28 protein-coding genes and 1 pseudogene are annotated in these 24,215 nt (G+C 39.4%); 10 read left to right on the top strand and 19 right to left on the bottom strand.

The features are described 5' to 3' along the window. Positions 1 to 158: 158 nt before the first annotated feature. Genes I6F40_RS18920 through I6F40_RS18900 form a run of 5 tightly spaced genes read right to left on the bottom strand, consistent with a single transcriptional unit; the run spans position 159 to position 3,957 of the window. Complete coding sequence (locus I6F40_RS18920) at positions 159 to 776, bottom strand: SCO family protein (protein ID WP_166379555.1); 618 nt, start codon at positions 774 to 776, stop codon at positions 159 to 161. After that, entirely contained in the window at positions 773 to 1,702 is a 930-nt protein-coding gene (gene cyoE / locus I6F40_RS18915; RefSeq protein ID WP_166379557.1) for a heme o synthase, read from the bottom strand. The genes I6F40_RS18920 and cyoE overlap by 4 nt, the downstream gene beginning before the upstream one ends. Before the next feature lie 12 nt (positions 1,703 to 1,714). Further along, on the bottom strand, positions 1,715 to 2,704 hold the full coding sequence (locus I6F40_RS18910; protein WP_166379553.1) for a COX15/CtaA family protein: 990 nt from the start codon (positions 2,702 to 2,704) through the stop codon (positions 1,715 to 1,717). A gap of 28 nt (positions 2,705 to 2,732) precedes the next feature. Beyond that, on the bottom strand, positions 2,733 to 3,227 hold the full coding sequence (locus I6F40_RS18905) for a transmembrane cytochrome oxidase associated protein (RefSeq protein WP_166379551.1): 495 nt from the start codon (positions 3,225 to 3,227) through the stop codon (positions 2,733 to 2,735). Beyond that, the gene (locus I6F40_RS18900) at positions 3,217 to 3,957 is read right to left on the bottom strand and encodes an SURF1 family protein (protein ID WP_166379549.1); all 741 of its coding nucleotides are present in this window, start codon (positions 3,955 to 3,957) and stop codon (positions 3,217 to 3,219) included. The genes I6F40_RS18905 and I6F40_RS18900 overlap by 11 nt, the downstream gene beginning before the upstream one ends. A gap of 14 nt (positions 3,958 to 3,971) precedes the next feature. Between I6F40_RS18900 and I6F40_RS19860 the strand changes: the two genes are divergently transcribed. After that, on the top strand, positions 3,972 to 4,280 hold the full coding sequence (locus I6F40_RS19860; protein ID WP_166379548.1) for a DUF2909 family protein: 309 nt from the start codon (positions 3,972 to 3,974) through the stop codon (positions 4,278 to 4,280). Here I6F40_RS19860 and I6F40_RS18890 read toward each other — a convergent pair. The 5 genes from I6F40_RS18890 to lexA all read right to left on the bottom strand — a co-directional run bounded on the left by I6F40_RS18890 (position 4,183) and on the right by lexA (position 9,458). Continuing rightward, positions 4,183 to 5,058 carry a cytochrome c oxidase subunit 3 gene (locus I6F40_RS18890; RefSeq protein ID WP_166379546.1) on the bottom strand — a complete coding sequence of 292 codons (876 nt, stop codon included), beginning with the start codon at positions 5,056 to 5,058 and terminating at the stop codon, positions 4,183 to 4,185. The two genes, I6F40_RS19860 and I6F40_RS18890, sit on opposite strands and share 98 nt — an antisense overlap. Positions 5,059 to 5,093: 35 nt before the next feature. After that, positions 5,094 to 5,624, bottom strand: coding sequence for a cytochrome c oxidase assembly protein (locus I6F40_RS18885; protein WP_166379544.1), 531 nt, complete (start codon positions 5,622 to 5,624; stop codon positions 5,094 to 5,096). Beyond that, the gene (ctaD, locus tag I6F40_RS18880) at positions 5,624 to 7,216 is read right to left on the bottom strand and encodes a cytochrome c oxidase subunit I (protein WP_007584944.1); all 1,593 of its coding nucleotides are present in this window, start codon (positions 7,214 to 7,216) and stop codon (positions 5,624 to 5,626) included. Before ctaD ends, I6F40_RS18885 begins: the two co-directional genes overlap by 1 nt. Further along, positions 7,216 to 8,358, bottom strand: coding sequence for a cytochrome c oxidase subunit II (gene coxB, locus I6F40_RS18875; RefSeq protein ID WP_166379542.1), 1,143 nt, complete (start codon positions 8,356 to 8,358; stop codon positions 7,216 to 7,218). The genes ctaD and coxB overlap by 1 nt, the downstream gene beginning before the upstream one ends. Positions 8,359 to 8,840: 482 nt before the next feature. Further along, positions 8,841 to 9,458, bottom strand: coding sequence for a transcriptional repressor LexA (lexA, locus tag I6F40_RS18870; protein ID WP_007584941.1), 618 nt, complete (start codon positions 9,456 to 9,458; stop codon positions 8,841 to 8,843). 167 nt (positions 9,459 to 9,625) lie between these two features. On the opposite strand from lexA, the gene I6F40_RS18865 reads away from it, so the two are divergent. Then, positions 9,626 to 10,066, top strand: a complete 441-nt coding sequence (locus I6F40_RS18865) for a PaaI family thioesterase (RefSeq protein ID WP_007584940.1) — start codon at positions 9,626 to 9,628, stop codon at positions 10,064 to 10,066. On the opposite strand, the gene I6F40_RS18860 is transcribed toward I6F40_RS18865, so the two are convergent. Then, positions 10,067 to 10,447 (bottom strand): hypothetical protein, encoded by a 381-nt coding sequence (locus tag I6F40_RS18860; RefSeq protein ID WP_008138697.1) that lies wholly within the window; start codon positions 10,445 to 10,447, stop codon positions 10,067 to 10,069. 313 nt (positions 10,448 to 10,760) lie between these two features. Between I6F40_RS18860 and I6F40_RS18855 the strand changes: the two genes are divergently transcribed. Then, positions 10,761 to 11,486 carry a membrane protein gene (locus I6F40_RS18855; RefSeq protein WP_024591693.1) on the top strand — a complete coding sequence of 242 codons (726 nt, stop codon included), beginning with the start codon at positions 10,761 to 10,763 and terminating at the stop codon, positions 11,484 to 11,486. Between the two features lie 75 nt (positions 11,487 to 11,561). On the opposite strand, the gene I6F40_RS18850 is transcribed toward I6F40_RS18855, so the two are convergent. Together I6F40_RS18850 and I6F40_RS18845 are read right to left on the bottom strand one after the other, a co-directional pair. Further along, on the bottom strand, positions 11,562 to 11,882 hold the full coding sequence (locus I6F40_RS18850; RefSeq protein WP_007584937.1) for a chaperone modulator CbpM: 321 nt from the start codon (positions 11,880 to 11,882) through the stop codon (positions 11,562 to 11,564). Continuing rightward, positions 11,882 to 12,850: a DnaJ C-terminal domain-containing protein gene (locus I6F40_RS18845; RefSeq protein WP_166379540.1), complete on the bottom strand. Its 969-nt coding sequence runs from the start codon at positions 12,848 to 12,850 to the stop codon at positions 11,882 to 11,884. Before I6F40_RS18845 ends, I6F40_RS18850 begins: the two co-directional genes overlap by 1 nt. A gap of 231 nt (positions 12,851 to 13,081) precedes the next feature. On the opposite strand from I6F40_RS18845, the gene I6F40_RS18840 reads away from it, so the two are divergent. From I6F40_RS18840 to I6F40_RS18830, 3 genes are all read left to right on the top strand, one after another. Next, a complete protein-coding gene (locus tag I6F40_RS18840) occupies positions 13,082 to 13,735 on the top strand; it encodes an endonuclease (RefSeq protein WP_029751433.1) in 654 nt (217 codons plus the stop codon). Between the two features lie 99 nt (positions 13,736 to 13,834). Continuing rightward, positions 13,835 to 15,454 carry a S41 family peptidase gene (locus tag I6F40_RS18835; RefSeq protein ID WP_166379538.1) on the top strand — a complete coding sequence of 540 codons (1,620 nt, stop codon included), beginning with the start codon at positions 13,835 to 13,837 and terminating at the stop codon, positions 15,452 to 15,454. Further along, positions 15,454 to 15,825 (top strand): hypothetical protein, encoded by a 372-nt coding sequence (locus I6F40_RS18830; RefSeq protein ID WP_002959634.1) that lies wholly within the window; start codon positions 15,454 to 15,456, stop codon positions 15,823 to 15,825. The genes I6F40_RS18835 and I6F40_RS18830 overlap by 1 nt, the downstream gene beginning before the upstream one ends. A gap of 80 nt (positions 15,826 to 15,905) precedes the next feature. Here I6F40_RS18830 and hmpA read toward each other — a convergent pair whose 3' ends face one another. The 3 genes from hmpA to I6F40_RS18815 are packed head-to-tail and all read right to left on the bottom strand — an operon-like array spanning position 15,906 to position 18,609. Next, complete coding sequence (hmpA, locus tag I6F40_RS18825) at positions 15,906 to 17,087, bottom strand: NO-inducible flavohemoprotein (protein ID WP_002959635.1); 1,182 nt, start codon at positions 17,085 to 17,087, stop codon at positions 15,906 to 15,908. 20 nt (positions 17,088 to 17,107) lie between these two features. Further along, positions 17,108 to 18,340 (bottom strand): NnrS family protein, encoded by a 1,233-nt coding sequence (locus tag I6F40_RS18820; RefSeq protein ID WP_166379536.1) that lies wholly within the window; start codon positions 18,338 to 18,340, stop codon positions 17,108 to 17,110. After that, positions 18,340 to 18,609 carry a hypothetical protein gene (locus I6F40_RS18815; protein ID WP_166379534.1) on the bottom strand — a complete coding sequence of 90 codons (270 nt, stop codon included), beginning with the start codon at positions 18,607 to 18,609 and terminating at the stop codon, positions 18,340 to 18,342. Before I6F40_RS18815 ends, I6F40_RS18820 begins: the two co-directional genes overlap by 1 nt. 160 nt (positions 18,610 to 18,769) lie before the next feature. Here I6F40_RS18815 and norR point away from each other — a divergent pair, with 160 nt between their 5' ends. After that, positions 18,770 to 20,326, top strand: a complete 1,557-nt coding sequence (gene norR / locus I6F40_RS18810; protein WP_166379532.1) for a nitric oxide reductase transcriptional regulator NorR — start codon at positions 18,770 to 18,772, stop codon at positions 20,324 to 20,326. Positions 20,327 to 20,358: 32 nt separating this feature from the next. Here norR and I6F40_RS18805 read toward each other — a convergent pair whose 3' ends face one another. Beyond that, positions 20,359 to 21,258, bottom strand: a complete 900-nt coding sequence (locus I6F40_RS18805) for a LysR family transcriptional regulator (protein WP_166379530.1) — start codon at positions 21,256 to 21,258, stop codon at positions 20,359 to 20,361. A 119-nt stretch (positions 21,259 to 21,377) separates the two neighbouring features. Here I6F40_RS18805 and I6F40_RS18800 point away from each other — a divergent pair, with 119 nt between their 5' ends. Further along, entirely contained in the window at positions 21,378 to 21,944 is a 567-nt protein-coding gene (locus tag I6F40_RS18800) for an NADPH-dependent FMN reductase (RefSeq protein WP_166379528.1), read from the top strand. 21 nt (positions 21,945 to 21,965) lie between these two features. Here I6F40_RS18800 and I6F40_RS18795 read toward each other — a convergent pair whose 3' ends face one another. Further along, on the bottom strand, positions 21,966 to 22,406 hold the full coding sequence (locus I6F40_RS18795) for a tellurite resistance TerB family protein (RefSeq protein WP_166379526.1): 441 nt from the start codon (positions 22,404 to 22,406) through the stop codon (positions 21,966 to 21,968). Positions 22,407 to 22,505: 99 nt separating this feature from the next. Here I6F40_RS18795 and I6F40_RS18790 point away from each other — a divergent pair, with 99 nt between their 5' ends. After that, positions 22,506 to 22,886 carry a hypothetical protein gene (locus I6F40_RS18790; protein WP_024591701.1) on the top strand — a complete coding sequence of 127 codons (381 nt, stop codon included), beginning with the start codon at positions 22,506 to 22,508 and terminating at the stop codon, positions 22,884 to 22,886. A 2-nt stretch (positions 22,887 to 22,888) separates the two neighbouring features. Here the strand turns inward: I6F40_RS18790 and I6F40_RS18785 are convergent, their stop codons facing one another. Next, positions 22,889 to 23,482 carry a hypothetical protein gene (locus I6F40_RS18785; RefSeq protein ID WP_166379523.1) on the bottom strand — a complete coding sequence of 198 codons (594 nt, stop codon included), beginning with the start codon at positions 23,480 to 23,482 and terminating at the stop codon, positions 22,889 to 22,891. A 189-nt stretch (positions 23,483 to 23,671) separates the two neighbouring features. Here I6F40_RS18785 and I6F40_RS18780 point away from each other — a divergent pair. Further along, positions 23,672 to 23,952: pseudogene (locus I6F40_RS18780) on the top strand (DapH/DapD/GlmU-related protein); the annotation flags it as partial. Between the last annotated feature and the right edge of the window lie 263 nt (positions 23,953 to 24,215).

Here is a 24,215-nt window from a genome sequence, read left to right as displayed (position 1 = left end):
GGTCTTATTTAAGCTTCCAGCTAGACGAGAGGATAGAAGATATCCCCGATGGGTTAAGCCAAAACCATCTAAGTATCCCCATAAAAAGAAAAATGCCAGTCAGCTTAACTGACTGGCATTAGCCTAAAGCTCCTTTAAAACTGGTAAAAAGTAAAAAACTAGTTCTTGTAGTAATCAGCTATTTTTTTAAACTCTTCAGCTAAAATCGTCGCATTAATTAATGGCACACTACCTTGTTTAAATTCTGGTTTAAAAATAGCTCTAACGGCTCCATTTTGATCAACCATAGCGACCGAGGCACTATGATCAACAGCATATTCTGATTCACTACTATCGCTAATGGCGTAAATTAAACCAAGCTCTCGAACAACAGGAAAAAGGTGTTTATGCTCTCCCGACACAGCTAAAAAGTCTGGGTTAAAGTAATCTATATATTGCTTTCGTTTAGCTGGTGTATCGCGTTTTGGATCAACCGATAAAAACCAAACTTGTAGCGGATAATCTGCTTGTAAGTTTTTATAAACAGCATTTAACTTAGCAAGTGTTAATGGACAAATATCTGGGCAGCTTGTGTAGCCTAAAAATACTAAATTCCACTGTCCTAAAAATTGTTGCTTAGTCACTAATTCGCCGCGCTGATCGTTTAGCGTAAAATCAGACAGTGGCTTTGCATTTTCGTAAACTAATGCATCTACATCTGGTGGACTATTTTCATTTGAACATGCTGATAAAAACGAAACTAAAATAACAATTAACCCAAGCCATAACTGCTTCATAAAGGGAGCCATTTATCTATAAATAAGATTACAAAGAGTACCATTAAATGAATAATCGAAAAACGAAATAAGTCCATTGCAGTCTCATCATTTCCAGCAATTTTTAATTTGACGGCTTTATATATAAACACTGCATTTAATACACACGCACCTATTAAATATATTAATCCAGACATACCGATTAAATAAGGTAATACGCAAACAACAGCGAGTAAAACAGAGTAAGCAACGACGCAGGTTTTACAAAAATCGATACCATGAGTTACTGGTAACATAGGGATTTTAGCGCGTTCATAATCACTTTTTCGTGCTATAGCCAGCGCCCAAAAGTGTGGTGGGGTCCAGGTAAATATTATCATTACGAGTAACCAAGGGGCTGCTGCCATTTGGTTTGTTTCTGACACCCAACCTAATAATGGAGGCATTGCGCCAGCCAACCCACCTATAACAATATTTTGCGGCGTTGCACGCTTTAAAAATGATGTATAAACAAATGCATAACCTACCAATGCAAATAACGTTAATATAGCGGTTAAGGTATTAGCCCACACCATCAGCATAATAAAACCAGCAACCCCAATAACAGCTGCAAAACTAAGCGCATGTGTTTTACTTAAACGCCCTTTAGCCACAGGGCGATGACGAGTCCGCGCCATTTTTGAGTCTATCTCGCTATCAACCACATGATTAATAACCGCTGCAGCAGCAGAAAGTAGCCCTATACCTAACAAGCTAATAAACTGTACGACCATACCGCGCCCTACATCGGGAGCCAGCGCTAAACCAACCCAAGCTGTTAGCACCAGCATAGCTACCACTTTAAATTTACTAATTGCTAAGTAGTCTTGCAGCAAACTATGTGTACGCGAAATTAGCGATTGAGTATCAACGGGTAGCAGTATTTTTTTATCAATTATAAGTGCCATCATATTTCCCCTTTATGTGCGTGATTTTAGGTAATAACACAACCTAACCATGCTTAATAACAGTATGGCTGCCATCAAGTTATGCGCCAGTGCAACTTCCAACGGAATATGCCAATGTACTAAAATAAGCCCTAAGCTAATTTGGAAAAGCAGAACAAGTAATACACTCACAACGCAATTTTTAATTTTTTTAGAGTACGCTTGGCTGTATATTTTCCACATAATTAACGCCAGAACAATGCAAGTAACGAGTGCCCAAATGCGATGTAATAAATGAATAGACATACGCGCTTGCTGCGATAACACACCAAACTCATAATTACTGTGCTCAAGTGGTAATTGAAATACGCTACTCAATGAAAACGGTTGTGCGTAATTACACAATGGTAAACCACTACAATGTGGAGCGGCGTAATTTGCAGCCAGCCAACCACCAAGTGCAATTTGGATAATTAATACACTGAGCGCTACTAAACTTAAACAGAAATAGCGTTTTGCGCCGCTATCGCCACCCATAATAGGTTTTGCGGTTAGCCGTAAATATAAAAGCGTTATAAGTGACAAAATACTAAAGCCACCTAATAAGTGGCCCATTACAATAAGCGGCTGAAGGTTCATGGTTACTGTCCACATACCAAGGGCAGCCTGAAACACCACTAGTAGAAGTAAAGCCAAAGGCAATTTAACTGGCGTAGTTGAATATTGGCGTTTTAAAAAAGCCAACACAAATAAACCTAAAATAAGTAAGCCTAAAGCACCTGCAAAGTAGCGATGAATCATTTCTTTCCACGCTTTTGCGGTTTCGAACATCATATCGGGGTAGCTTTGAGTTGCTAAGGCTATGTCAGCCTCATGCTTAGGTACCGTTAAAAAGCCATAACAACCAGGCCAATCGGGGCACCCTAAACCTGCATCACTTAAGCGGGTGTACGCACCTAAAGCAACTACAATCAAAGCGAGTAATCCTGTTATTAATACTAAGTTTTTATAATTTTTATACATCAGATACTCCAACTTAAGCTCAACTTAGTTAGCTAGAACGAGAATAGTTAAGTAATTTTTTTAGATCTTTTAATAACCCTTTTTGTACTAAACGGTTTTCTTGTGGCTCGACCTTAAAGGGATATTCAAGTACCACTAACCCCATATGATCAATTAAATATAAACTTGCAGGATTTAAACTCTGTTGCTCGGTAATAATTTTCCATGGTAGATTTTTATTGTCGAGACTTCCCATTACAGCCATATCAACCTTGCCTTGGTTTTTACCAAGTGCCACATATAAATTATTAAGTGCATTGAGTTGTTCGCTGCATGGGGTGTTACATTCGTTTGAATAATTAAGTGCGATAGTCCATTGCTTGGGATTATTTTGCGGCCAATTTTTAAGTTTTATTTCTTGGCTTAAAAACTCGCCATTATTAGTAATTGCAGTAGGCAACCAATCAAACTTTAATGCGCCATATGCCAAAATTAATGGGATAGCGCAGCAGCCCACAAACAACACAAGGGGGTTATTTTTCATTATGTGTCCTTTTTTTACTCGCAAAAATAGCCACAACAGCACATGCAATAGCAATTAAAAACCATTGCACAGCGTAGGCATTATGCTTTTGAGGGCTCATAACAACTGCCTCATAATGAGGTGTTGCAATCTCATCACCAGTACCTTGTCTGTAAGCCATAAAATTAATTAATGATTGCTGGCTTTGAGTGCTCAGCATATTCAAGTCGATAGATTGGATTCTTGTAGGTAAGTCGTTATTTGTAGTTTTATCTTCAAGCGTAAAGCTACTTAGGTTATTTTCTTTTATTTGCGCTTTAAGAATAAAAACACCTGTAGGCAGAGTAACCTTTGGCAGTGTATCTCTAGATATAGGCGCTTTTACCCATCCTAAATTAACTAAAATCACTTTTTCTTCGCTGGCTGGCTTTAGTAAAGCAAGTAGGTCGTACCCTACTTGTCCGTTATAAACTTGATTATCTAAAAGCCAATATTGGTTTTGTACAAACCGCCCTTTTAACTCAACCAATACACCTGTTTTGTTCCAGCTATCAGGCAGGTTATGTAATTGAGACCAACTCATCACACCACGAGTATGTTGCTTAGCAATAGCGGTTAGTTGCTGCTGTTTTTGCTCACCCCGCTCCAACTGCCAAAATCCTAGTCGCACACACACAAGTACAACAACCACAACCATACAAAGTGTGATTAGTGAACTAAGCTTTTGTTTGTGCCATAAAACGAACTGCATAAAGGGTCAACTCAGTGATTATTAAAATTATTATCGTACTGTTGTTAATATTTATACTTTTTAACTTATTTAGAGCATTGTTTATTATGGTGTCAGGGAAAACTGGGGGACGACCTATGTCTCACTTTTTAGGTCGTCGCGTATTGTTTTCGGTCGTTGTTTTAGTTGTTGTTATTGCAGCGCTTAAACTTGGTTTTATTAAAGCAAATAATTCGCCAATAAACGCTACAGCACATATACAAATACAAACAAACACAGCCACACCACATCAACAAAGTGCCAATACCAAGCAGCTGCTTGGAAAGCAAAATACTTATCTTTAGTAAAGTGCCCTTTTAATATCCGTAAAAATATTACAAATAAAAGTACGGTTCCTAACGTTACATGCATGCCATGAAAACCAGTCAATAAAAAGAACGTATTACCGTAAATGCCCGCATCTAGCGTTAGGTTAAGGTCATTATATGCATGCATGTACTCCTCAACTTGCAGCCCTAAAAAGCAAACGCCCAATAAAATAGTAGCGCCTAAAAAAACTTTAAGTGGAGTGCGTTTATTGTTTTCCATCGCTACGTGGGCAAAATGTAAAGTAACTGAGGAAGTAAGCAGTATTAAGGTATTTATAAGCGGTAAGCCTTGCCAGCCCATAGCTTGAGTAGTTTCACCAGCAGGTGTTGAAACTAGCGGCCAAACAGCTTCGAAAGTTGGCCATAAAACCTCGTTAGTCATTGCATTATTGCCTGCGCCTCCAAGCCAAGGTACCGACAATACGCGTGCATAAAAAAGCGCACCAAAAAAGGCCATAAAAAACATAACTTCAGAAAAAATAAACCAGCTCATACCTTGTCTAAAAGAGCGATCCATTTGTGCTGAGTACAAACCTTGGTCCGATTCATTAATTACATTTTTAAACCAGCTAAACAACATATACACAAGTACAGCAATACCGGCATAAAGCAGATAAACCCCGCTACCACCTTCTTTACCTACACTCATAACAGTCAAGCCTGCCCCTACTGCAATAAAAAACAATGCAACAGCACCTACAATAGGCCATGGGCTTTGCTCAGGTACGTAATAATGCTCATATTCTTGATTCATTTTATTTACTCCTAGTTTCACACTAGTTTAAAAAGCTAGTTGTTACTTGCCACCAGCTGTTCACTAATATCAAATACGGTATAAGATAAAGTTAATTCTTCAATATCGCTCGGCAGTGCGGTATCAACATAAAAAAGTAATTTAAATTCAAGTTCTTCCCCTGCTTTTAGAGGTTGCTGAACAAAGCAAAAACAGGCTATTTTGTGTAAATACTTTGCCGCTTTACCTGGCGAGACTGATGGTACAGCCTGCATTACTTTATCTAGGTTGCTGTTATTTTTAGCACTAAACATTACTTCACGCATTGCACCGGGTTTTACCACTACACTGTATTCTTTTGATTTAACTTCAAACGGTGCACCACTTTGTGCGTGAGTAGTAAAGCTAACGCCGACTTCTCGATTTTGTACTATTTGTGTACTTTGCTCTGCTTGCTCAAGCGAAGGTTTTCCATTAAGCCCTGTTACATCACAAAACACGTCATACAAAGGTACTAAAGCAAAGGCAAAGGCAAACATGCCTATGCAAATAAGTACCAAACGTTTGAGTAGCGGTGCGTGTGTCATTACTTAATTACCGGCGGCGTAGAAAAAGTATGATATGGCGCTGGAGAGTCAACTTCCCACTCAAGCCCTTCTGCCCCTTCCCATACTTTTGCAGGCACTTTATCACCGCCACGCGCGCATTTAATTACCACAGCTACAAACAACAATTGCGATAAACCAAAGGCAAATCCACCAATACTTATGATTGCGTTAAAGTCGGCAAATTGAAGTGCATAATCGGGAATTCGACGCGGCATACCGGCAAGCCCTACAAAATGCATAGGAAAAAACAATACGTTCACACTCACCAGCGATAGCCAAAAATGCCATTTAGCTAGCGTGATATTAAACATATTGCCCGTCCACTTGGGCAGCCAGTAATAGGCCCCCGCCATTATCGAAAATACAGCCCCTGTTACTAATACATAATGAAAATGCGCCACTACAAAATAAGTATCGTGGTACTGAAAGTCAGCAGGTGTAATTGCCAGCATCAACCCCGAAAAGCCACCTAAGGTAAACAGCACAATAAACGCAATACTAAAAAGCATTGGCACTTCAAAAGTTATTGAGCCTTTCCACATTGTGGCAACCCAATTAAATACTTTTACTCCTGTAGGTACCGATATAAGCATGGTCGCGTACATAAAAAACAACTCGCCAGCGACCGGCATCCCAGTGGTAAACATATGATGAGCCCATACAATAAAGCTCAATAGTGCTATGGAGGATGTGGCGTATACCATTGAGGCATAGCCAAAAAGTTTTTTACGAGAAAAGGTAGGTACTATTGTAGATATAATGCCAAAGGCAGGAAGAATCATTATGTATACTTCGGGATGACCAAAAAACCAAAAAATGTGTTGGAACATCACCGGGTCGCCACCGCCTGCGGCATCAAAAAAGCTGGTCGCAAAATACTTATCGGTAAGTACCATAGTGACAGCCCCTGCAAGCACTGGCATTACCGCTATTAATAAAAAGGCAGTAATTAACCACGTCCATACAAATAAGGGCAACTTCATCCATGTCATGCCTGGGGCACGTAAGTTCACTATGGTTACAATCACATTGATTGCGCCCATTATTGAACTAATCCCCATAATATGTACGGCAAATACAAACAATGCAGTATTATCATTACTGTATGTTGTAGACAGTGGTGCATAAAAAGTCCAACCAAATGCAGGACCCCCACCAGGCATAAATAACGATGCCAATAGGATTAAAAACGCAAACGGTAAAATCCAAAAGCTCCAGTTATTCATTCTTGGCAATGCCATATCTGGCGCGCCAATCATGAGTGGTATCATCCAGTTAGCAAGGCCTGTAAAGGCCGGCATAACCGCACCAAACACCATAATTAAACCATGCACTGTGGTCATTTGATTAAAAAAGTGAGGATCGACCAACTGTAAACCTGGTTGAAATAATTCAGCTCTGATCACCATGGCCATTCCACCACCAATTAAGAACATGGTCAGCGAAAAAATTAAATATAAACTACCTATATCTTTATGATTAGTTGTGTAAAGCCAGCGTTTAAAACCTTTAGCTGGGTGATGAGCATGATGAGCTTCATTGGCGTTAGGTTGTTCTACTATGCTACTCATTAGTTCGCCTCCACTTTGGCATCAAGTGCTGCCTGTATTTGACTCGGTTGAATAACATCACCCGTATCATTACCCCACGCATTACGTTTATAAGTAATAACCGCTGCTAATTGCTTTATAGATAACTGTTTGGCAAATGCTTGCATTGCCGTACTGGGTCGCCCATGGATAACTACATCAATGTGATCTTTTATATCGCCAAGCACTATAGGGCTGCCTTTAAGTGCAGGAAATACACCCGGTAACCCCATGCCAGTAGGCTGATGACATGCAGCACAATTGGCCATATATACTTGTTCGCCTAAAGTCATTAATTCTTCTTTTGGGAGGGTTTTATCAAGTAATGCGGCATCTGCTAATGCTGCTTTTTGTTTAGCTTGCTTTGCATCTGCAAGCCACGTTTTAAAATCAGCCTCAGATTTAGCGACCACCACAACGGGCATAAAGCCATGATCTTTACCACACAACTCAGCACATTGGCCTCGGTAAGTACCTTCTTCATTTATGTTCGTCCATGTTTCGTTTATAAAGCCGGGATTCGCATCTTTTTTAACTGCAAAATCAGGTACCCACCAAGAGTGAATAACATCGTCAGAAGTCATTAAAAATCTTACTTTTTGATTTATTGGCAGTACGAGAGGTTTATCAACCTCAAGTAAGTAGTTAGGATTTTTATCTGCAAGATTCGCTATTTCATCTTGCGGGGTAGATAAAATAGAGTAGAACTCTACATCTTCACCCATATATTCATAATGCCATTTCCATTGCGAGCCTGTAATTTTAATAGTGAGATCAGCTTTGCTGGCATCTTCCATTGCAATTAGGGTTTTAGTGGCTGGTACTGCCATAGCAATTAAAATAACAAACGGGATTGCAGTCCAAAGTATTTCTACTTTAGTGCTTTCGTGAAATTGGGCAGGTACAGCCCCTTTAGATTTACGGTGATGAATAAGTGCCCAAAACATAATTGCGAACACTATCACCCCAATCACACAACATATTATAAATATGGTCATGTGCAGCTGATATACATTATTGCTTATATCGGTTACGCCTTTGCGCATATTGTATTGGCTGTTAGCCAAAACTGGGTGCGAAAAAACACATAATATAAGCCACAAGGTAGAGGTCAGTTTACCCATGTGACGGCTCCTTTGATGCTATTGCGAATGCAAAGCGAAGAGGCGTACGGCTTAAACGCCAATTCGTTATTTTTATTTTTTTAGTCAATCTCATTTAATATTGATTGGTTTTGCTGCGCCAACAACGGGTTTGTGTATATTGTGTGTTCTCAAAACTAAAAAGCTGTGAGTTATTATTAGCTCAGCACATTAATAATTAGCTAAAAAATGAACAACAAGCAAGTTTTAGTATAAAAAACAATCAGGTGATATTGAGTAATTAATAAAAAATCAATAACCAACTAGGTAACAGTAAGTTCAAAAGATGAGCAAAACAAAGGGGTTTAACGCATTCGAAGGGGGAAAATATAAGTGCAAAAAAGTTTACAGCTTAAATTGTCAGTGAGCTATTTATGCCCTATTTTTAGTGCGAATTTAAAACAAAAATGCGTACTAATTAGTACGCATTTATAAAACTGCTTGTTTAAAAGCTATTTTTAAAGTCACATCCAATCAGCGTTTCTTATAACGCCAACGGCTAAGCCTTCAATATTAAAAGACTCATTCTCAAGATCTACTTCAATAGATTCAAAATCGTCGTTTTCAGCATGAAGTAATACTTTACGACCCGCTTTCTCAAGACGTTTTACAGTTACGTCTTCGTCTAGGCGGGCAACAACAACTTGCCCGTTTTCAGCGGTTTGAGTACGATGTACAGCAAGTAAATCACCATCCATAATACCAATATCTTTCATGCTCATACCGTTAACGCGTAGTAAAAAATCTGCAGCCGGTTTAAACATTAATGGATCGATTTTGCAGTGACTTTCAACGTGCTCTTGCGCCAAAATAGGTGAACCAGCAGCAACACGCCCTATAAGCGGTAAACCTAATTGTTCTGGCTCTTCTTCTTCAATTAACTGAATACCACGGCTTGCACCTGGTTTCATTTTAATTGCGCCTTTTTTAGCAAGTGCTTTTAAATGTTCTTCAGCAGCATTGGCACTTTTAAAACCTAATGTTTGCGCTATTTCAGCACGTGTAGGAGGCATACCAGTGTCTTTAATAAAAACTTTAATTAGTTCGAGTATTTGAGCTTGGCGGTTCGTTAATGGTCGCATACAACTGGTTTTCCATACAGTACATTTAACTGTGAGTATATACAGTTAAATAAAAATCGCAAATTTAAATTAAGCCTTAAAATAGCCAAAGTAATTTCACTTGTGTACATTTTAGGGATATAACTAAAGCTAGGTTTATAAATGATTAAAAAAGCAAAGGAGTCATTATGAGTATTTGGTACCAGCCCATCACTTTAGAGCTGTGCAAGCAGTTAGAACAAGGCATTGATGGCCAAGGAACATTAATGAAAACCATGGGAATAGAAGTCACTGAAATTGGTGATGATTACTTAGTAGCCACTATGCCGGCAATTCCTGAGCATCATAACCCAATGGGAATGGTTCACGGCGGTGCTAACGTTGTACTTGCCGAAACAGTTGCCAGCTATGCAGCTAACTTTGTTGTCGATTTTACAAAATTTTACTGCGTGGGGCAGGAAATTAGCGCAAGTCATTTAAAAGCATCTCGCAACGGCACTTTAACAGCAACGGCAAGAGCGTTTCATATTGGCAAACGTAGTTCAGTGTGGGAAATAAAAATTACAAATAGCCGCAATGAGCTGTGCTGCGTATCAAAAATGACCGCAGCAGTCGTAGAGCGAAGGTAGTTACTTTTCGATTGGGTAAATTGTAATTTCCATACCCGCACCAATCGCAGATATACGTAGTAATGTATCTGCATCTAAGGCTTGATTAAAGCACTTAGGGGAAGTGCCTGATTCAAAACCAATATCAAACGTTCTACGTGAACAGCTTAACCATTGCTTTAGCGCGTTACGCGAACACGATTCAATAAGCTCACATATATGGTTTATTGCTTTGTCAGGCGTGTTTACTACACCTGTTGCTTCAATACGCGCTAATTGACGGTATTCGTCTTTGTCATAATGTAAAATCGTCGCGACTTTTTTCAAGTCTGCCACTAGCAAACTAATATCTTGCTTTGATTCAAGCTCAAGATCTACATTTAAAAATTGAATTTCCGACATCGTTTCGTATTTATCCTCTAATAATTTCATTGCAAACTTTAACGCAGTTTTACCGTTATACCAAATCAACTATGCTCTATTAACCACTTTATATAGATATTTCGCAGCTTTTAAGTATTTTTTAGCGTTTAAAGCTAGCTGGATATCAAACACTCAGCTCAATTAAACAAATAAGTCATGTTAGCAATTTAAGTGTAATCTTTTTTATTTTTAAATGATTACAGTAAGCTATAGTTTAAACTGCGACAAAATGTCGCAGTAACTAATCCCATTAATGTAATAAACTAGCCTCTAAAAATAATAAGACTAAAACATGAATAAAAAAATATTTAAGTATGCTCGCAAGTTACATAAATGGCTCGGTTATTTGCTCACATTACAAATTTTAGCTTGGCTATTAGGCGGTTTAGTCATGAGCGCTATTCCTCTTGATAAAGTTCATGGGGAGCATCTTGCAACACGTACTCTTAATAACCCATTTACGCAGGCTGATTATGTTGCCTCCCTTAACGATATTGCATCTCAGGTGGTTAATCCAACACAAATAATTTTTGAGAACTTTTTAACCACACCTATAATTACAGTAATAAATAAAGATGAACAGCAAAGCTTTAACGGTATAACAGGCCGGCCTTTTGAGCCGCCAACTAAAATACAAATTACCGCAAATGCTAAAGCACACTTACTTATTGATGCTCAAGTGACAAGCGCTGTACTGCTAAAGCAAGGTATGCGAGAAGTTGGATATAAAACCAATGTTTGGCAGGTACAATTTGACGACACATTTAACACAACACTGTATTTGTCAGAAAATAACGGCAGAGTTGTCACCGTTCGCAGCACACTATGGCGAATTTTCGACTTTTTTTGGATGTTACATATTATGGATTACGATGAGCGAGAGGATTTTAATAATCCGCTGCTTATTAGTTTTGCAGCAACCAGCGTACTTTTTTGCCTAAGTGGTATATTACTACTTATGCAAAACATACGACTAAAACGATTTATCCGAATTAAAAGTAAGAATAAATCAAAGTAGTCATATTGGTTTTTAAGAACTAGCGCACTCTCACCAAAGAGTAAATAAGCCCTAGGAAGTACCCAAGGGCAGATTTTATTCCAAGTGTTTAAATCGACTCAAATGTCGCTTTAACATTTCGTTTTCGAAAATCAACTCATCACGCTCATCCAGCAATTGTAAAACTAAAGCTATTGCCGACCAATCTAACGAAAAGTCATGTTGAATACGGGCCGCTTTTTTAACTAAGGTCACTGCAGATACCGTAAATTGCCACTGCGTAACATGCTTCCCCTCAATTGGAACCGCAATATTGTGCTCAACTAGCTCATATAAAATTGCTTCGCTAATATCACTACTCAAACATAGCTCTTTGCTAGTAAGTAAATCATCTTTTTGTGTCACGATAATTTGCATTATGGCTTGCTCCAGTTATTACGGGGATCAAAGTGAGCTTTTTCGGCTAATTCTTCCCAAAGTTTTTTACTGGTATCATCAACAGATGTTGGATTAACAATTTTAAGCACAGCAAATAAATCACCTTTGGCTTTTTTACTCATTAATCCCTTACCTTTAATACGCAAGCGTTGACCAGACTGACTATTAGATGGAATAGTTAATTGGATTTTGCCTGCCAACGTAGGTAAATTTATTTTTGTACCAAGAGCCGCTTCCCATGGTGCAAGAGGGACGACTATATTTAGGTTATGACCTTCAACATCAAATAATAGGTGGGGCACTAAACTAATTTGTAAGTACAAATCGCCATTTTGCCCGTTCGCTGACCCTAATCCGCCTTGCCCTTTTAGTCGAATTCGTTCGCCATTTACTGAACCTGCGGGAATTTTCACTTTAAGTGATTTTTTAATTTCAGAGACACGACCACTACTATCTCGCTGCGGTAACATAAACTCAACAGGCTTAACGGTATCAACTAAAGTCTCTTCAAGAAAAATCGGGAACTCTATTTCCACATCTTGTCCTTTTTGCGCGCGAGCGGCGTTACTTCTGCTCTGCCCGGAACGATTGAATCCACCGGCGCCGCCAAACATTGAATTAACAAAATCAGAAAACTCTTGATCGGTTTGAGGATCGCTTTGCTGATAATTACTTTGCGATGAGGCATTGTTACCACCATAATTACCTTGCTGTTGACGAGCACGATTTTGTTGATGACGACGTAACTCGTCGTATTTAGTGCGTTCTTCTTTGTTATGAATGACTTCGTAAGCTTCTGCTATTTCTTTAAACTTATCTTCTGCTTGAGGCTCTTTGCTTACATCTGGGTGATATTTTCTGGCTAATTTTTTATAAGCTACTTTAACTGCTTTATCGTCTGCATCAGGCGATATTCCGAGCACTGCATAATAATCAACAAATTTCATTTGCAATCCAAATCCCCATATTGAGTAAGCTTTAAGCATACTCCTTAACGTATAATCTTGTGTGGTTAAAATACGATAAATAGTAAGAAATAAATGAATAGTGAAAATAACTTTGAATAAAAAATTAATCGGACACTTTTTAGTAATATAAGTGCAGGCCTTAAGTTAACTTTATCTTTTATCTTCAAGGCTTTAAACTGCCTGTTCCTGTAGTTCACATTTGTGATGGATATGACTCGATTTATTCTGGCCTTACTGGCTTGCTGTGTGTGTTTTTCGGTATCTGCCGAACAATTTACCCGTTTTTCAACGGCTAAAAGACATTTAATTAAAACCCTCCCTGACAACGCCAAAAGTATTTACTGCGGTTGTGATATTAAAAAAGAAGGCAAAAAACTCATTCCTGATCCTTCTAACTGTGGTTACATTCCTCGAAATACACTTACCCGCTCAGGCAAAGTAAATGTGCGAGCACTACGCATTGAGTGGGAACATATTGTTCCGGCGTGGGAATTTGGTCATCAGCTACAATGTTGGCAAGATGGCGGACGTAAAAACTGCCGTAAAGTAAGTGCTAAATTTAGAAAAATGGAAGCTGATATAAATAACTTAGCGCCAGCTATTGGCGAAATTAATGCCGATCGCTCTAATTATCGTTTTGGCATGCTTAGCGAAAACGCCACACAGTATGGTCGCTGCGAAGTAAAAGTAAACTTTAAGCAACGTGTAGTTGAACCGCCTGTCTATGCACGTAAACGTATAGCCGACACTTACGCTTACATGCAGAAAACATACGGTTTAAAAATCTCTGATAAACAGCAAAAGTTATTTAATGCGTGGAAAAAGCAAGCATTTGCAGATACAAGTAGTGCGAGCAAGCTCTAAGCTTTAACACTCATTTACATAAATCAAAGTTATAAATGTTGAATAAACGAGCGAGTGTTGTAATATTTTAAACAACTTATTTACAGAAAGTCCTTAACTATGTTTAAAAATAATAAAACCTCGCTTGCCATTTTTGCAGCACTTTCGGGCTTTGCTTTAACGGGTTGTGGCGGCGGAGGCGGTATCGACTCTGCTCCTGTAGTTACCACGCCTATAGTTACAACACCTGTTAGTAGCAGCCCAACATGGACAGCGGCGGTATTTGAGCCCTCTAACGATTTAAAAAACTTTTGCGAAACCCCTCGTACGGGTAACGATCCCTTTAATAACAACAACCCCTACCCAGATCAAGCGGGGTCTGCCCTTTATGAAAAGCTTTGGCTTCGCTCTTGGAGCGACGAAACATACCTTTGGTATGATGAGATTGCCGATAACGACCCTGAAAGCTTTGCCACAGTAGCCGATTATTTTGCCCAATTAAAAACAGAGCAGCTTACCGACTCAGGTGCAAAAAAAGATAACTTTCATTTTTCAGAACCTACTGAAGATTACTTTCAAGAAGCGCAATCGGGCGTTACTTCTGGTTACGGTATGAATTGGGCGTTTATTGGCGATACAGCCGATCGTATTTTACGCGTTGCTTATCTTGAAGATGATTCGCCTGCAAGCCAAATAGGCTTTCAACGTGGTGATACCGTACTTTCAGTTGACGGTGTTAGCATTAATACCAATACAGAGTCGGGTGTAGATACGCTTAACGAAGGTTTATTTAGTCCTACTAACGGCGACTCACATACTATTGTTGTACGCAGTAACGATGGCGCCGAAAAAACATTTAATGTAACCGCTGGTAATATTGAACAAACACCTGTTCAAAATGTTAAAACGATTACAACCGCAAATGGTTCAAGCGTGGGTTACATGCAATTTAATAGCCATATAAGCATTGCCCAAGAAGGGCTTATTGATGCGGTAAATAAGTTTAAAACCGATGGTATTGATGAGCTTGTAATCGACTTTAGATATAACGGTGGTGGTTTATTAGCACTGTCGGCACAATTAGCTTATATGGTTGCCGGTAATGCCAACGTTAGCAACCGCTTTTATTATCAAACTCAACAAAACGATAAACAACCCGTTGATTCGCCCTTCCCATTTATTGATGAAGAAATAGATTACTCTACTTTTTTTAGCACAGGTGAAAACCTACCTGATTTAAACCTATCAAAGGTTTATGTATTAAGCACATCAGGCACCTGTTCGGCATCAGAAGCTTTTATTAATGGTTTAAAAGGTATAGACGCAGAAGTTATTTTAATTGGCGACACAACCTGCGGTAAGCCCTATGGCTTTACCCCAACTCATAACTGCGCAACAACCTATTACACTATTCAGTTTAGTGGCGTAAATAGCAAAGGATTTGGCGAATACGCTGCGGGTTTTACACCAACCCCTACTCCACAATTTGATGCTGATGTTCAAGGTTGTGAAATTGAGGACGACTTTGATCATCAGTTAGGCGACAGTGACGAGGCCGTTTTAGCCACCGCATTATTTCATGTTGAAAATGGCAGTTGTCCAGTTAGAACGGCTGCTGCAAAAGCAGAACCAGCTAATTTTTCAAGCTCTCGTGAATCTCTCATTCCTTTAAATATGCCGGTACAATTTACCCAGCGTAATATGGACTTAACTTGGCCAACGCTGGGTGAGGAAAGGTAATGGCTAAATTATTACTCCCATTAGCCACCTTGCTCGCTTTAGGCGGATGCCAAAGTGTAGATAGTGAGCCTGCTAAACCCGCTATATTAACGAGCGTTAATCCCAGCGTTATTACAACACTACAACAGGCAATTCAACAAGCTAAGGGAGGCACATTAGTAACACTTGCCGATTCGGTATTTACTAAACGTAGCGAACTGCTAATTGATCATGCAATGAGTAAAGGGTCTGATGGCAGAGTAATTATGGGCGCGCATAATATAAAATCTGAGAAGTTTATTTTGCAACTACGTAATAACCAATGCGAGCTTTACTATCCTAAAAAAGAGCTTACTACAGTACTTGAAGGTGTTACCTGTAAAGAGTTATAAGGCACTTTATTAATGTTTATAAATTAATAAAAAAGGCGCGCAGCATATCGCTACGCGCCTTTTTCTATTTTAAAGCGTTATTACAAGTCTTGATGCGGACCAAACACTTCATAATGAATCTGCTCGTTTTTAACACCTAACTCAAGTAACTGGTTTTTTATAAATGCCATAAAACCGGCAGGACCACATAAGTAAAAGTCACCATTACTCAATGGTAGCTGTGCTTGTACTGCGTTTAGGTTCATTAACCCAGTAAAGTCAGCGCCCTCTGTCGCTTGGTTAAACCACGTCATTGTTTGTAAGCGGTTATAAACTGCATTTAACTCATTTAAATATTTTGAAAACGAATGCTGCTGAGTATTTTCGCAGGCATGTAAATACATAATCTCTTGATTAGAGTTGTCACTTAATAACGTTTCAAGCATAGCCAGCATTGGCGTTTGCCCAACACCTGCTGAAATGAGTACCGCTGGACTTGTATTATTACGTAAAAAGAAGTCTCCTGCCGGCGGGTATAGCTCAACAATAGTGCCTTGCTCTAATGAGTGTAAATGATTAGACACCATGCCAGGCTTTGGCTGTAGCTCTTTTTTAACACTAATACGGTAGTTTTTAGCGTTACTTTTTTGTGAAATAGAATACTGGCGAATTTCTTCATATTCAGCGCCCTCTGGCTTAACTTTAATACCTAAATACTGCCCTGGTTTATGTGTAATAACAGCTTCGCCATCAACTGGCGTAAGTGTAAAACTCGTTACTAGTTCTGATTCAGCCTGTTTGTTGGTTATTTCAAATTGGCGAGTTCCCGCCCAACCACCGTGTTTATTTTTACTGTGCTCATACAAAGCAGCTTCTTCGGTTATACAAATATCAGCAAGTACGCCGTAAGCTTCGCGCCAAGCGTATTCAACATCGGGAGTAAATTGCTCAGGAAGAAGCTCTTTAAGCGTACCAATTAAGTGTGCACCTACAATAGGGTAATGCTCAGGTAAAATATTCAAGCTTGTATGCTTATGATTAATACGTGTTAGCGCTTCTTTTAATACGGCTAAATTATCAATATTTTGTGCATACGCAGCCAATGCATTAAAAAGTGCAAATTGCTGACGACCTGTATCTTGATTCGCCATATTAAAAATATTTTTAAGCTCAGGATTATGGCTAAATAAACGCTTATAAAAATGATCGGTAACAACCGTACCCGCCTGCGCTAATAACGGAACTGTGCTTTTTACAATCTCAATGGTTTTATCAGATAACATATGTGTTTCCTATGGATGAACTAACCACGACGCCCATCAACACGACGCCGCGTTAATATAGGTGTGCAGTGAATTAAAAATAATGAAAAAGCCACTAACCACAGCAAAGCACTTATTTGCCAAGCAAGGTGAGGCCCAATAATAAAAGGGAGTAATGAACGAGTAATAGCGGCCACAAGCAAAAACGCAAAAGCAACAGCCATGTAATGAGGAATAGCGAGTGTACGCCCTGTATGACCATGTGATACACGCGTCATCATTGCTAAAATCATCATACCTATTGTGCCAATAGTGATTAAGTGCAGCGCATCTTTAAATTGTATTGCACTGCTATAAAAGCTAAATGCAACCATCATTAACCCTACGCCTAACGCTAAGTAGGAAAAATGTAAAGACCATAACAACGGCACTCTCAATACCTTGCTATCCCACCAAAAACCAGCCCTGACCAGGTGAAGCGCAGCAACAGTTGCAACAACTAACGCAGGATTAATCGTGTTCAAAAACAACTTGTTGATGAAAAATAAAGTGATAGCCAAAATAGATAAATACATAACAGCTTTATCTATTTTAGGAGTGCGAACTTGTGCGGTTAAACCTAGACCTTTAGCGGTAAAAAATGGTAAAACGCGACCCGCAACAATGCCAACTAGTAAAGTAATTACCAGTACTGCGGTATCAACCACACCAAGTGCAAGCTGCATGTTTTTCTGTAAAATGAGTATTAAATACAATATATTGAGCCCACAAAGCACAGCTAAAATAGCTAAAAATGGATAGTTACTTTTGCTATTGGCTTTTAATAACATATTAGCCAGTACTGCTATGGCGCCTAGCCACCAAATAACTTGTAATGTAAGTGCAGCATATAAATTAAAATGAGCAATATCAGGCAATATCACAAAAAAGGCTAAGCGCGCTGCAAGCCATATAAACGTAAGCCACATAAGTGCTTTGCCACTTATGCTCGGTACGCCTGTCCATGTTTGTGCAGCGGTAAGTAAAAAGCCAACAGCTACAACTCCTGCAAAGCCAAACAGCATTTCGTGCGCGTGCCATAATGTTGCAGGTATCGATAAGTGCCAACTTGCATGGCCTGTTAAAATAAGTAGCCAATACCCCACTGACAAAAATGCCAATAAGCCACCGCCTAAAAAGAAAGGTCTAAAAGCGAGCATCCATAACGGCCATTGAGATACTTGATGAATAGCAACGCGTGCTGCCATTGGTTCAGTTAAGTTTATAGGGCGCATTATCGTACCTCCTGCCCTAAACCATGTTGTGCAACACAGCGCAGTACGTAACTTACTTTTAAAATAGCAGCAATAACAATAGTGCCAATATGAGCTGATACTTGCACCGCCATGGAAAAGTACTCAGCAAACGGGTAGCTAATTAAAATACTTGCCGTAGTACACACTAAACTCACAGCCAATGCAGTATTGGCAGCAAATAATACTGTTTCGTATAGTGAACTAAACTGTGTTTGATTATTTAAATTATTCAGCATTAGTGTGTTCATAGCGACCTCTGTAACTAACTACGTTACTTAGCTATTACACATACTGTGCCAACAAATTTATTCAATTAAATTCAATAAGTTAAATTAAACCACTTTACACTATGAGTCTTTATGACCTACTATAAATTAACTCACAAAAACTCGAATAGGTCATTTTGACATGAACCAGCAATTCAACCTTACACAAGTTGCTCTAGAGCTTGCTCAAAGTACACTGCACGAGCATAGCTTTGATCAATTACTAGCAACGGTTGAACGGGTGATCCCTAGTGATGCAAGTGCGTTATTAGTGCTTCAGGGCGAGCAATTAAAACCACTGGCAATTAAAGGGTTAATGTCCGACAGCCTTGGCAGACGATTTAAAATAGTAGAACACCCTCGCCTAGAAGCTATTTGCAAAAGCACACTCGCGCTACAATTTGCGCACGACTGCCCACTACCCGATCCATACGACGGATTGCTATTAGCTAAAACCGGCGACATACCGGTACATGCATGTTTAGGTTTACCTCTTTATGATAAAAACGCGCTACTTGGCGTACTTACGTTTGATAGCCTTAACGCCAATGCATTTAACAGCATAAGCGCTGATACACTCAATACCTTACAAACGCTGTGTAGTGCTCACTTTAAAACGGCCTTAGAACTTACCCATTACAAACAGCATGCACAGCACTCAAGTGCATTAGTGCAAGAACTAAATCGTGAAGCGTTAACACGGGACGGCGGTGAAATTATTGGTCAAAGTCCGCTAATGCAAACACTTAAAAACGAAATTAAACTCGTTGCAGCATCTAACTTTAGCGTGCTTATATTAGGTGAAACAGGGGTAGGGAAAGAACTTGTTGCGCGTAATATTCACTTAAATTCAGCTCGCAAAGATCAACTGCTTATTCACTTAAATTGTGCATCGCTTCCTGAAAATCTTGCTGAAAGTGAATTTTTTGGTCATGCGAAAGGGGCCTTTACAGGCGCACAAAACTCGCGCCAAGGTAAATTTCAATTAGCTGATGGCGGCACGTTATTTTTAGATGAAATTGGCGAACTACCCCTTGCCATGCAAAGTAAACTATTACGAGTGCTACAAAGTGGCGAAATACAAACGGTAGGAGAAGACACGCCAAAGTACGTAGATGTACGCGTCGTTGCTGCAACCAACAGAAATTTAAAGGAAGAAGTAGCTCAAGGTCGCTTTAGAGCCGATTTATACCATCGCCTCAGTGTCTACCCTATTACTGTGCCACCACTTAGTAAACGCGAGCACGACATAACACTCTTAGCTGGTTATTTTATTGAGCAAACAGCCCGTAAGTTAGGGATAAAACAATTAAAACTAAGCCCTGAAGCGCAACTATTGCTTAATCAGTACAACTGGCCAGGTAACGTTCGCGAGCTTGAACATGTCATTAGCCGCAGCGCCTTAAAAGCAAAACAAAGCCAATGGCAAAATCCAATAATAACCATTACAAGCGAGCACTGTGATTTAACACCTAGTGCACAGCCAAATTCAATTGTTGAAACTCAAAGCACAACCAATACCCTAATCAACCAACCTTTAAAGCAAGCTGTAGAATCTTTGCAATACAATGTAATTACCGAGCAATTAAAGCAGCATAATTACAATTGGTCAGCAGCAGCAAGAGTGCTCGAATTAGATAGAGCTAACTTGGTACGCTTGGCTAAACGCCTTGGGATAGAAGTAAAAAAAACACTATAATCATTTAAAACACGGCTAAAATGCTGCTAAAGTTATTGATTAGCAGCTAACTTACTAAAATGTGTTTTTAACAACCCTGCAAAAGCTTGTACTTTAGCAGTGCGATGCACTAAGTGATGCGTGACTAACCATACATCGGTAGGCCAGCTTAACTCACTGTGTAATATAGGTACTAAATCAGAATATTGCGCCGCTACATCATGCTGTAATCCGCCAATGCCTAGCCCTTTAATTATTGCACGAGTCGCTTCTGCGGTTTCAGATACTCGCAGCTTAATTTGCGATGCAGGAATATGTTCATCAGCCCATGCAAAATAAGGCACGCGGGCATTAAAACCCGCCACACCCGATACAAAATTATGTTGTTGTAAATCACTTAACAATCTAGGCATGCCGTATTTATTAATGTAACGTTTATTAGCGTATAAACCCGATGAAAGCTGCGCTAAATGCTGAGCAATATAATCGCCTTCATCAGGTCTTGGGCCTGCACGCACTGCAATATGTGCTTGTCCGTGATCGAGTCTTAATCTTTTTTGTTCTAAAATAACCTCAAGCTGCACTTGTGGATGTAGCGACTGAAATTGCTCACATACATCACCAAGTACATCCATAAAACCACTTACCGTCGTTAGTAATAAACTCCCTCTAAGGGTGCTATCGGCTGCTGCTATATCGTTATGTAACTGCTCTAAGGAGCTATGGATAGTTTGTGCTGTTGAAAATAACTTGGTGCCAATTTCAGTAACCTTGTAACCACGGGCATGGCGATGAAAAAGGCGTGCATTTAAGTTTTTTTCAAGATTATTAATTCTCCTAAGTACTGTGCTGTGGTGCACATTAAGCTCTTCTGCTGCCGCCGTTAACGTGCCTAATCGTGCTACTTCAAACGCTACTTTAACGTCTTGCCAATCTTCAAATTTTATCGCCATGCTACTTACCTTATACTTATGTGCATTTACGCACACAAGTGTTGCGTTTATTGGGGTTTTCTACAAGCAAAATTTTGCTACATTAGCGTTGTAAGTTTAAACACTAAAAGGTCACTAGCATGTCAGCACCAAAAATTATCGCCCTAGCAGGAAGTCTTCGACAAGAAAGCTTTAATCAAAAAATTATTAATGAAGCAGCACGTTTTGCTCTACAAACAGGTGCTGAAGTAGAAGTAATAAAACTAAACGAATTAAAAATCCCACTATTTAACGAAGATATTGAAGCGCAAGGTACACCAGGCGATGTACAGCTTTTAAAAGACAAACTACGTGCAGCTGACGGTATTTTACTAGCAAGCCCAGAGTACAACGGCTCTATAACTGCAGCACTTAAAAATGCGATTGATTGGGCATCGCGTACAGAGCAAGGTGCTGTTCCTGCTTTTCGTAATAAAGTAGTGGCGCTGTTTTCAGCATCACCAGGTGGACTTGGTGGGTTACGCGGTTTAAATCATGTACGTGATATATTAAGTGGTATTGGATCGTTAGTACTTGCCGATCAAATTGCAGTACCCGCTGTACACACATTGTTTGATGAAAATGGGCAAATTAATGAACCTGTTACTGCAGAGCGAGTATCGGCGCTTACTCATCAGTTAGTAAGCGTTGCAAGTAAGTTAAGATAACTTGCACGCCTAAATAACTAATTACTTTGTCGCCGCGAGTTTTGCGGCGATAAAATCGGTATGCGTTACATATAAAAGCCCTGCTACTTTACGTATTACGTAGTCTTCTTGGGGATCTATTTCTCCATCGGCATACGCTAAGCGCCATAATAACTCTATTATTTCAATTCGCTGCGCCGCGCTGCAATGCTCATTAATCTGTTTTGAAAACTGAAAGTAATCTATCGAATCATCTAAGCTGCTTGCCGCGTTATTAGTAAGCTCATTAACCTCAATATCTGTTAAATTAAAATACTTTTTTAAGGTTACAGTCAGGGTTCGTTGTTCATCATATTCAAGCTTGGTATCTGCACGCATAACTTCAATTAATAATGCAGCAACAGCTGTTTTTAAATCGTGCTCTTGCATACTTGGCTGCTGCTCATCAAATACAGCAAAAAGTTGTTTTATTTGTTTGAACATCACACTTTCCCTTTTTGGGTGTTAGACTAATACGTAAAGAAATCGACCTTATTACTCTTATTAATGGGTATAAAGTTCGCAAATTAAAGGATATATTTTATGAAAGGAATAAACGCACCACGCTTATTTATAGGCGCTACACTGGTGGCCCTTTCAAGTGCAAATACTGCACTTGCTGAAAAAGCCGAAACAGAGAAGCTCTACGACTTTGACAACAAAGTGCATTACTACCAAACCAAAATTGGCGAAGACAACTATAAAATAGAAATCCAGTCAGACGATTACAAACACTTTACCAATCAAAGTGTATTTTTATTACGCCATGCTGACCGTCTATGCCGCGGCAATACCTTTATGTTGAAAATACTTGAAGGCGTGCAAGAGTACGAGCGCTTTCCAACAAAACCACGTGCTTACCAACCAGATTTAAGTGTTTTACTACAATGCGAAACTAAAGAAGATACAAACAAGGGTAAGTAACCTTAGTCTTTATAACCCCAAGGTGCTGATGGTGGAGTAATCGGTTTCGTTAAATCAAAATCCACCTTAAACTCACGCCCTTGGCGAATTAATCGATAAGTAAATACTTCTGGGTAAATATACATTTGCCATGTATTACCTACAGACTGTGCAATGCCTTGTTTTACGAATAACTCTTTAGAGTATTGGTCTGCTGGAAACGACTGCATTTGCGCAAACCCTGCATCAAGCGTATGGCCACCATACATAGTTGATGCGTCGTCTGTTCCATCTTTATAACGATGATCGTGCTTTAAGCTTAAGCCACTACCCGTTTTGGTTATGATCCACGTACGTGATGCATCGTCTCCTACATGAAACGGTACTTGTAACTCAGTCCCGCTACATTTACGTACATGCATAACCAGCTTTTTATCTGCAAATGAGCTTGGCCCTTTCGCATTATCTACCGTCACTTCACCTTCAAAAGCTTTACCGCAATGCGCTGCAATACTATTAAAAAAGGCATCATGAGTAGGAATAGACACTAACGGTGCAGGGCGTGCAAAAGTTGTCGATGAAGCAACTATTAAAGTTGCTGCAGTTAATAATTTCATATGTTTCTCGTTATAGTTATTTTAAAACTCCTGTAATAGTACAGTTTTCTTAAGTACTTTATTAGAAGTATCTATATAAAGTTGAGAGCAGAGCAACTAGATAAAGCTTTTGAGTGACGATTAACAACTAAATATCTCAGCCTTCATTAACAATCCTGCTTTTGTAAATATTAATTACACCCTCCTCAGCTCGCCATTGGTAATGACTGCTTAATAGGCCCGAAAGTTCAGCTTTTAGCTGTGTCACATGCTACTAATCCAGCAAAAAGGCTTAGTAAGAAAACTTTGCAGCGCCTATCGCGTTAGCCAATAACGTATGGGTTGGCACAGGTGTAATTATTTTAGAGGGTGTGAGTATTGGTGAAAATAGTATTGTGGGTGCGGGTGCTGTCGTTACTAAAAATGTAATGCCTAATACCGCAGTAGCGGATAATCCAGATCGTGAAATAAGAACATTATCCTATTCATGATGTGATTTTAGCGTCGGGAGTCGCTGCGCTCGCCCGACCTACGTGATGGGTGTTGATATGAGTGTGCATTAATTACGCGTATTTTACTTTTCTGCAGACGTAAAAAAGCCCAAATCGTTAAATTCGGGCTTTCTACAATATGAAGTTGGTGCGCTACGCAGTAGGATGTCGTAGTGCCCACAGCGGTGGAGAGTCATAGTGAAAATGCTGCGTACTCATTGCTGAGCGGAGATTTTTCATGATTTTAACGTCGGTAGTCGCTA

The organism is Pseudoalteromonas sp. SWXJ133, from assembly GCF_015864365.1.
Lineage (GTDB): Bacteria > Pseudomonadota > Gammaproteobacteria > Enterobacterales > Alteromonadaceae > Pseudoalteromonas > Pseudoalteromonas arctica.
Note: the sequence above shows the minus strand (reverse complement) of the source record. Positions and strands in the feature narration are given on the sequence as shown.

What these genes read in the sequence shown, in the direction of transcription:
- I6F40_RS18920 (WP_166379555.1), bottom strand. Translation starts at nt 776, where the DNA reads ATGAAGCAGTTATGGCTTGGGTTAATTGTTATTTTAGTTTCGTTTTTA.
- cyoE (WP_166379557.1), bottom strand. Translation starts at nt 1,702, where the DNA reads ATGGCACTTATAATTGATAAAAAAATACTGCTACCCGTTGATACTCAA.
- I6F40_RS18910 (WP_166379553.1), bottom strand. Translation starts at nt 2,704, where the DNA reads ATGTATAAAAATTATAAAAACTTAGTATTAATAACAGGATTACTCGCT.
- I6F40_RS18905 (WP_166379551.1), bottom strand. Translation starts at nt 3,227, where the DNA reads ATGAAAAATAACCCCCTTGTGTTGTTTGTGGGCTGCTGCGCTATCCCA.
- I6F40_RS18900 (WP_166379549.1), bottom strand. Translation starts at nt 3,957, where the DNA reads ATGCAGTTCGTTTTATGGCACAAACAAAAGCTTAGTTCACTAATCACA.
- I6F40_RS18890 (WP_166379546.1), bottom strand. Translation starts at nt 5,058, where the DNA reads ATGAATCAAGAATATGAGCATTATTACGTACCTGAGCAAAGCCCATGG.
- I6F40_RS18885 (WP_166379544.1), bottom strand. Translation starts at nt 5,624, where the DNA reads ATGACACACGCACCGCTACTCAAACGTTTGGTACTTATTTGCATAGGC.
- ctaD (WP_007584944.1), bottom strand. Translation starts at nt 7,216, where the DNA reads ATGAGTAGCATAGTAGAACAACCTAACGCCAATGAAGCTCATCATGCT.
- coxB (WP_166379542.1), bottom strand. Translation starts at nt 8,358, where the DNA reads ATGGGTAAACTGACCTCTACCTTGTGGCTTATATTATGTGTTTTTTCG.
- lexA (WP_007584941.1), bottom strand. Translation starts at nt 9,458, where the DNA reads ATGCGACCATTAACGAACCGCCAAGCTCAAATACTCGAACTAATTAAA.
- I6F40_RS18865 (WP_007584940.1), top strand. Translation starts at nt 9,626, where the DNA reads ATGAGTATTTGGTACCAGCCCATCACTTTAGAGCTGTGCAAGCAGTTA.
- I6F40_RS18860 (WP_008138697.1), bottom strand. Translation starts at nt 10,447, where the DNA reads ATGTCGGAAATTCAATTTTTAAATGTAGATCTTGAGCTTGAATCAAAG.
- I6F40_RS18855 (WP_024591693.1), top strand. Translation starts at nt 10,761, where the DNA reads ATGAATAAAAAAATATTTAAGTATGCTCGCAAGTTACATAAATGGCTC.
- I6F40_RS18850 (WP_007584937.1), bottom strand. Translation starts at nt 11,882, where the DNA reads ATGCAAATTATCGTGACACAAAAAGATGATTTACTTACTAGCAAAGAG.
- I6F40_RS18845 (WP_166379540.1), bottom strand. Translation starts at nt 12,850, where the DNA reads ATGAAATTTGTTGATTATTATGCAGTGCTCGGAATATCGCCTGATGCA.
- I6F40_RS18840 (WP_029751433.1), top strand. Translation starts at nt 13,082, where the DNA reads ATGACTCGATTTATTCTGGCCTTACTGGCTTGCTGTGTGTGTTTTTCG.
- I6F40_RS18835 (WP_166379538.1), top strand. Translation starts at nt 13,835, where the DNA reads ATGTTTAAAAATAATAAAACCTCGCTTGCCATTTTTGCAGCACTTTCG.
- I6F40_RS18830 (WP_002959634.1), top strand. Translation starts at nt 15,454, where the DNA reads ATGGCTAAATTATTACTCCCATTAGCCACCTTGCTCGCTTTAGGCGGA.
- hmpA (WP_002959635.1), bottom strand. Translation starts at nt 17,087, where the DNA reads ATGTTATCTGATAAAACCATTGAGATTGTAAAAAGCACAGTTCCGTTA.
- I6F40_RS18820 (WP_166379536.1), bottom strand. Translation starts at nt 18,340, where the DNA reads ATGCGCCCTATAAACTTAACTGAACCAATGGCAGCACGCGTTGCTATT.
- I6F40_RS18815 (WP_166379534.1), bottom strand. Translation starts at nt 18,609, where the DNA reads ATGAACACACTAATGCTGAATAATTTAAATAATCAAACACAGTTTAGT.
- norR (WP_166379532.1), top strand. Translation starts at nt 18,770, where the DNA reads ATGAACCAGCAATTCAACCTTACACAAGTTGCTCTAGAGCTTGCTCAA.
- I6F40_RS18805 (WP_166379530.1), bottom strand. Translation starts at nt 21,258, where the DNA reads ATGGCGATAAAATTTGAAGATTGGCAAGACGTTAAAGTAGCGTTTGAA.
- I6F40_RS18800 (WP_166379528.1), top strand. Translation starts at nt 21,378, where the DNA reads ATGTCAGCACCAAAAATTATCGCCCTAGCAGGAAGTCTTCGACAAGAA.
- I6F40_RS18795 (WP_166379526.1), bottom strand. Translation starts at nt 22,406, where the DNA reads ATGTTCAAACAAATAAAACAACTTTTTGCTGTATTTGATGAGCAGCAG.
- I6F40_RS18790 (WP_024591701.1), top strand. Translation starts at nt 22,506, where the DNA reads ATGAAAGGAATAAACGCACCACGCTTATTTATAGGCGCTACACTGGTG.
- I6F40_RS18785 (WP_166379523.1), bottom strand. Translation starts at nt 23,482, where the DNA reads ATGAAATTATTAACTGCAGCAACTTTAATAGTTGCTTCATCGACAACT.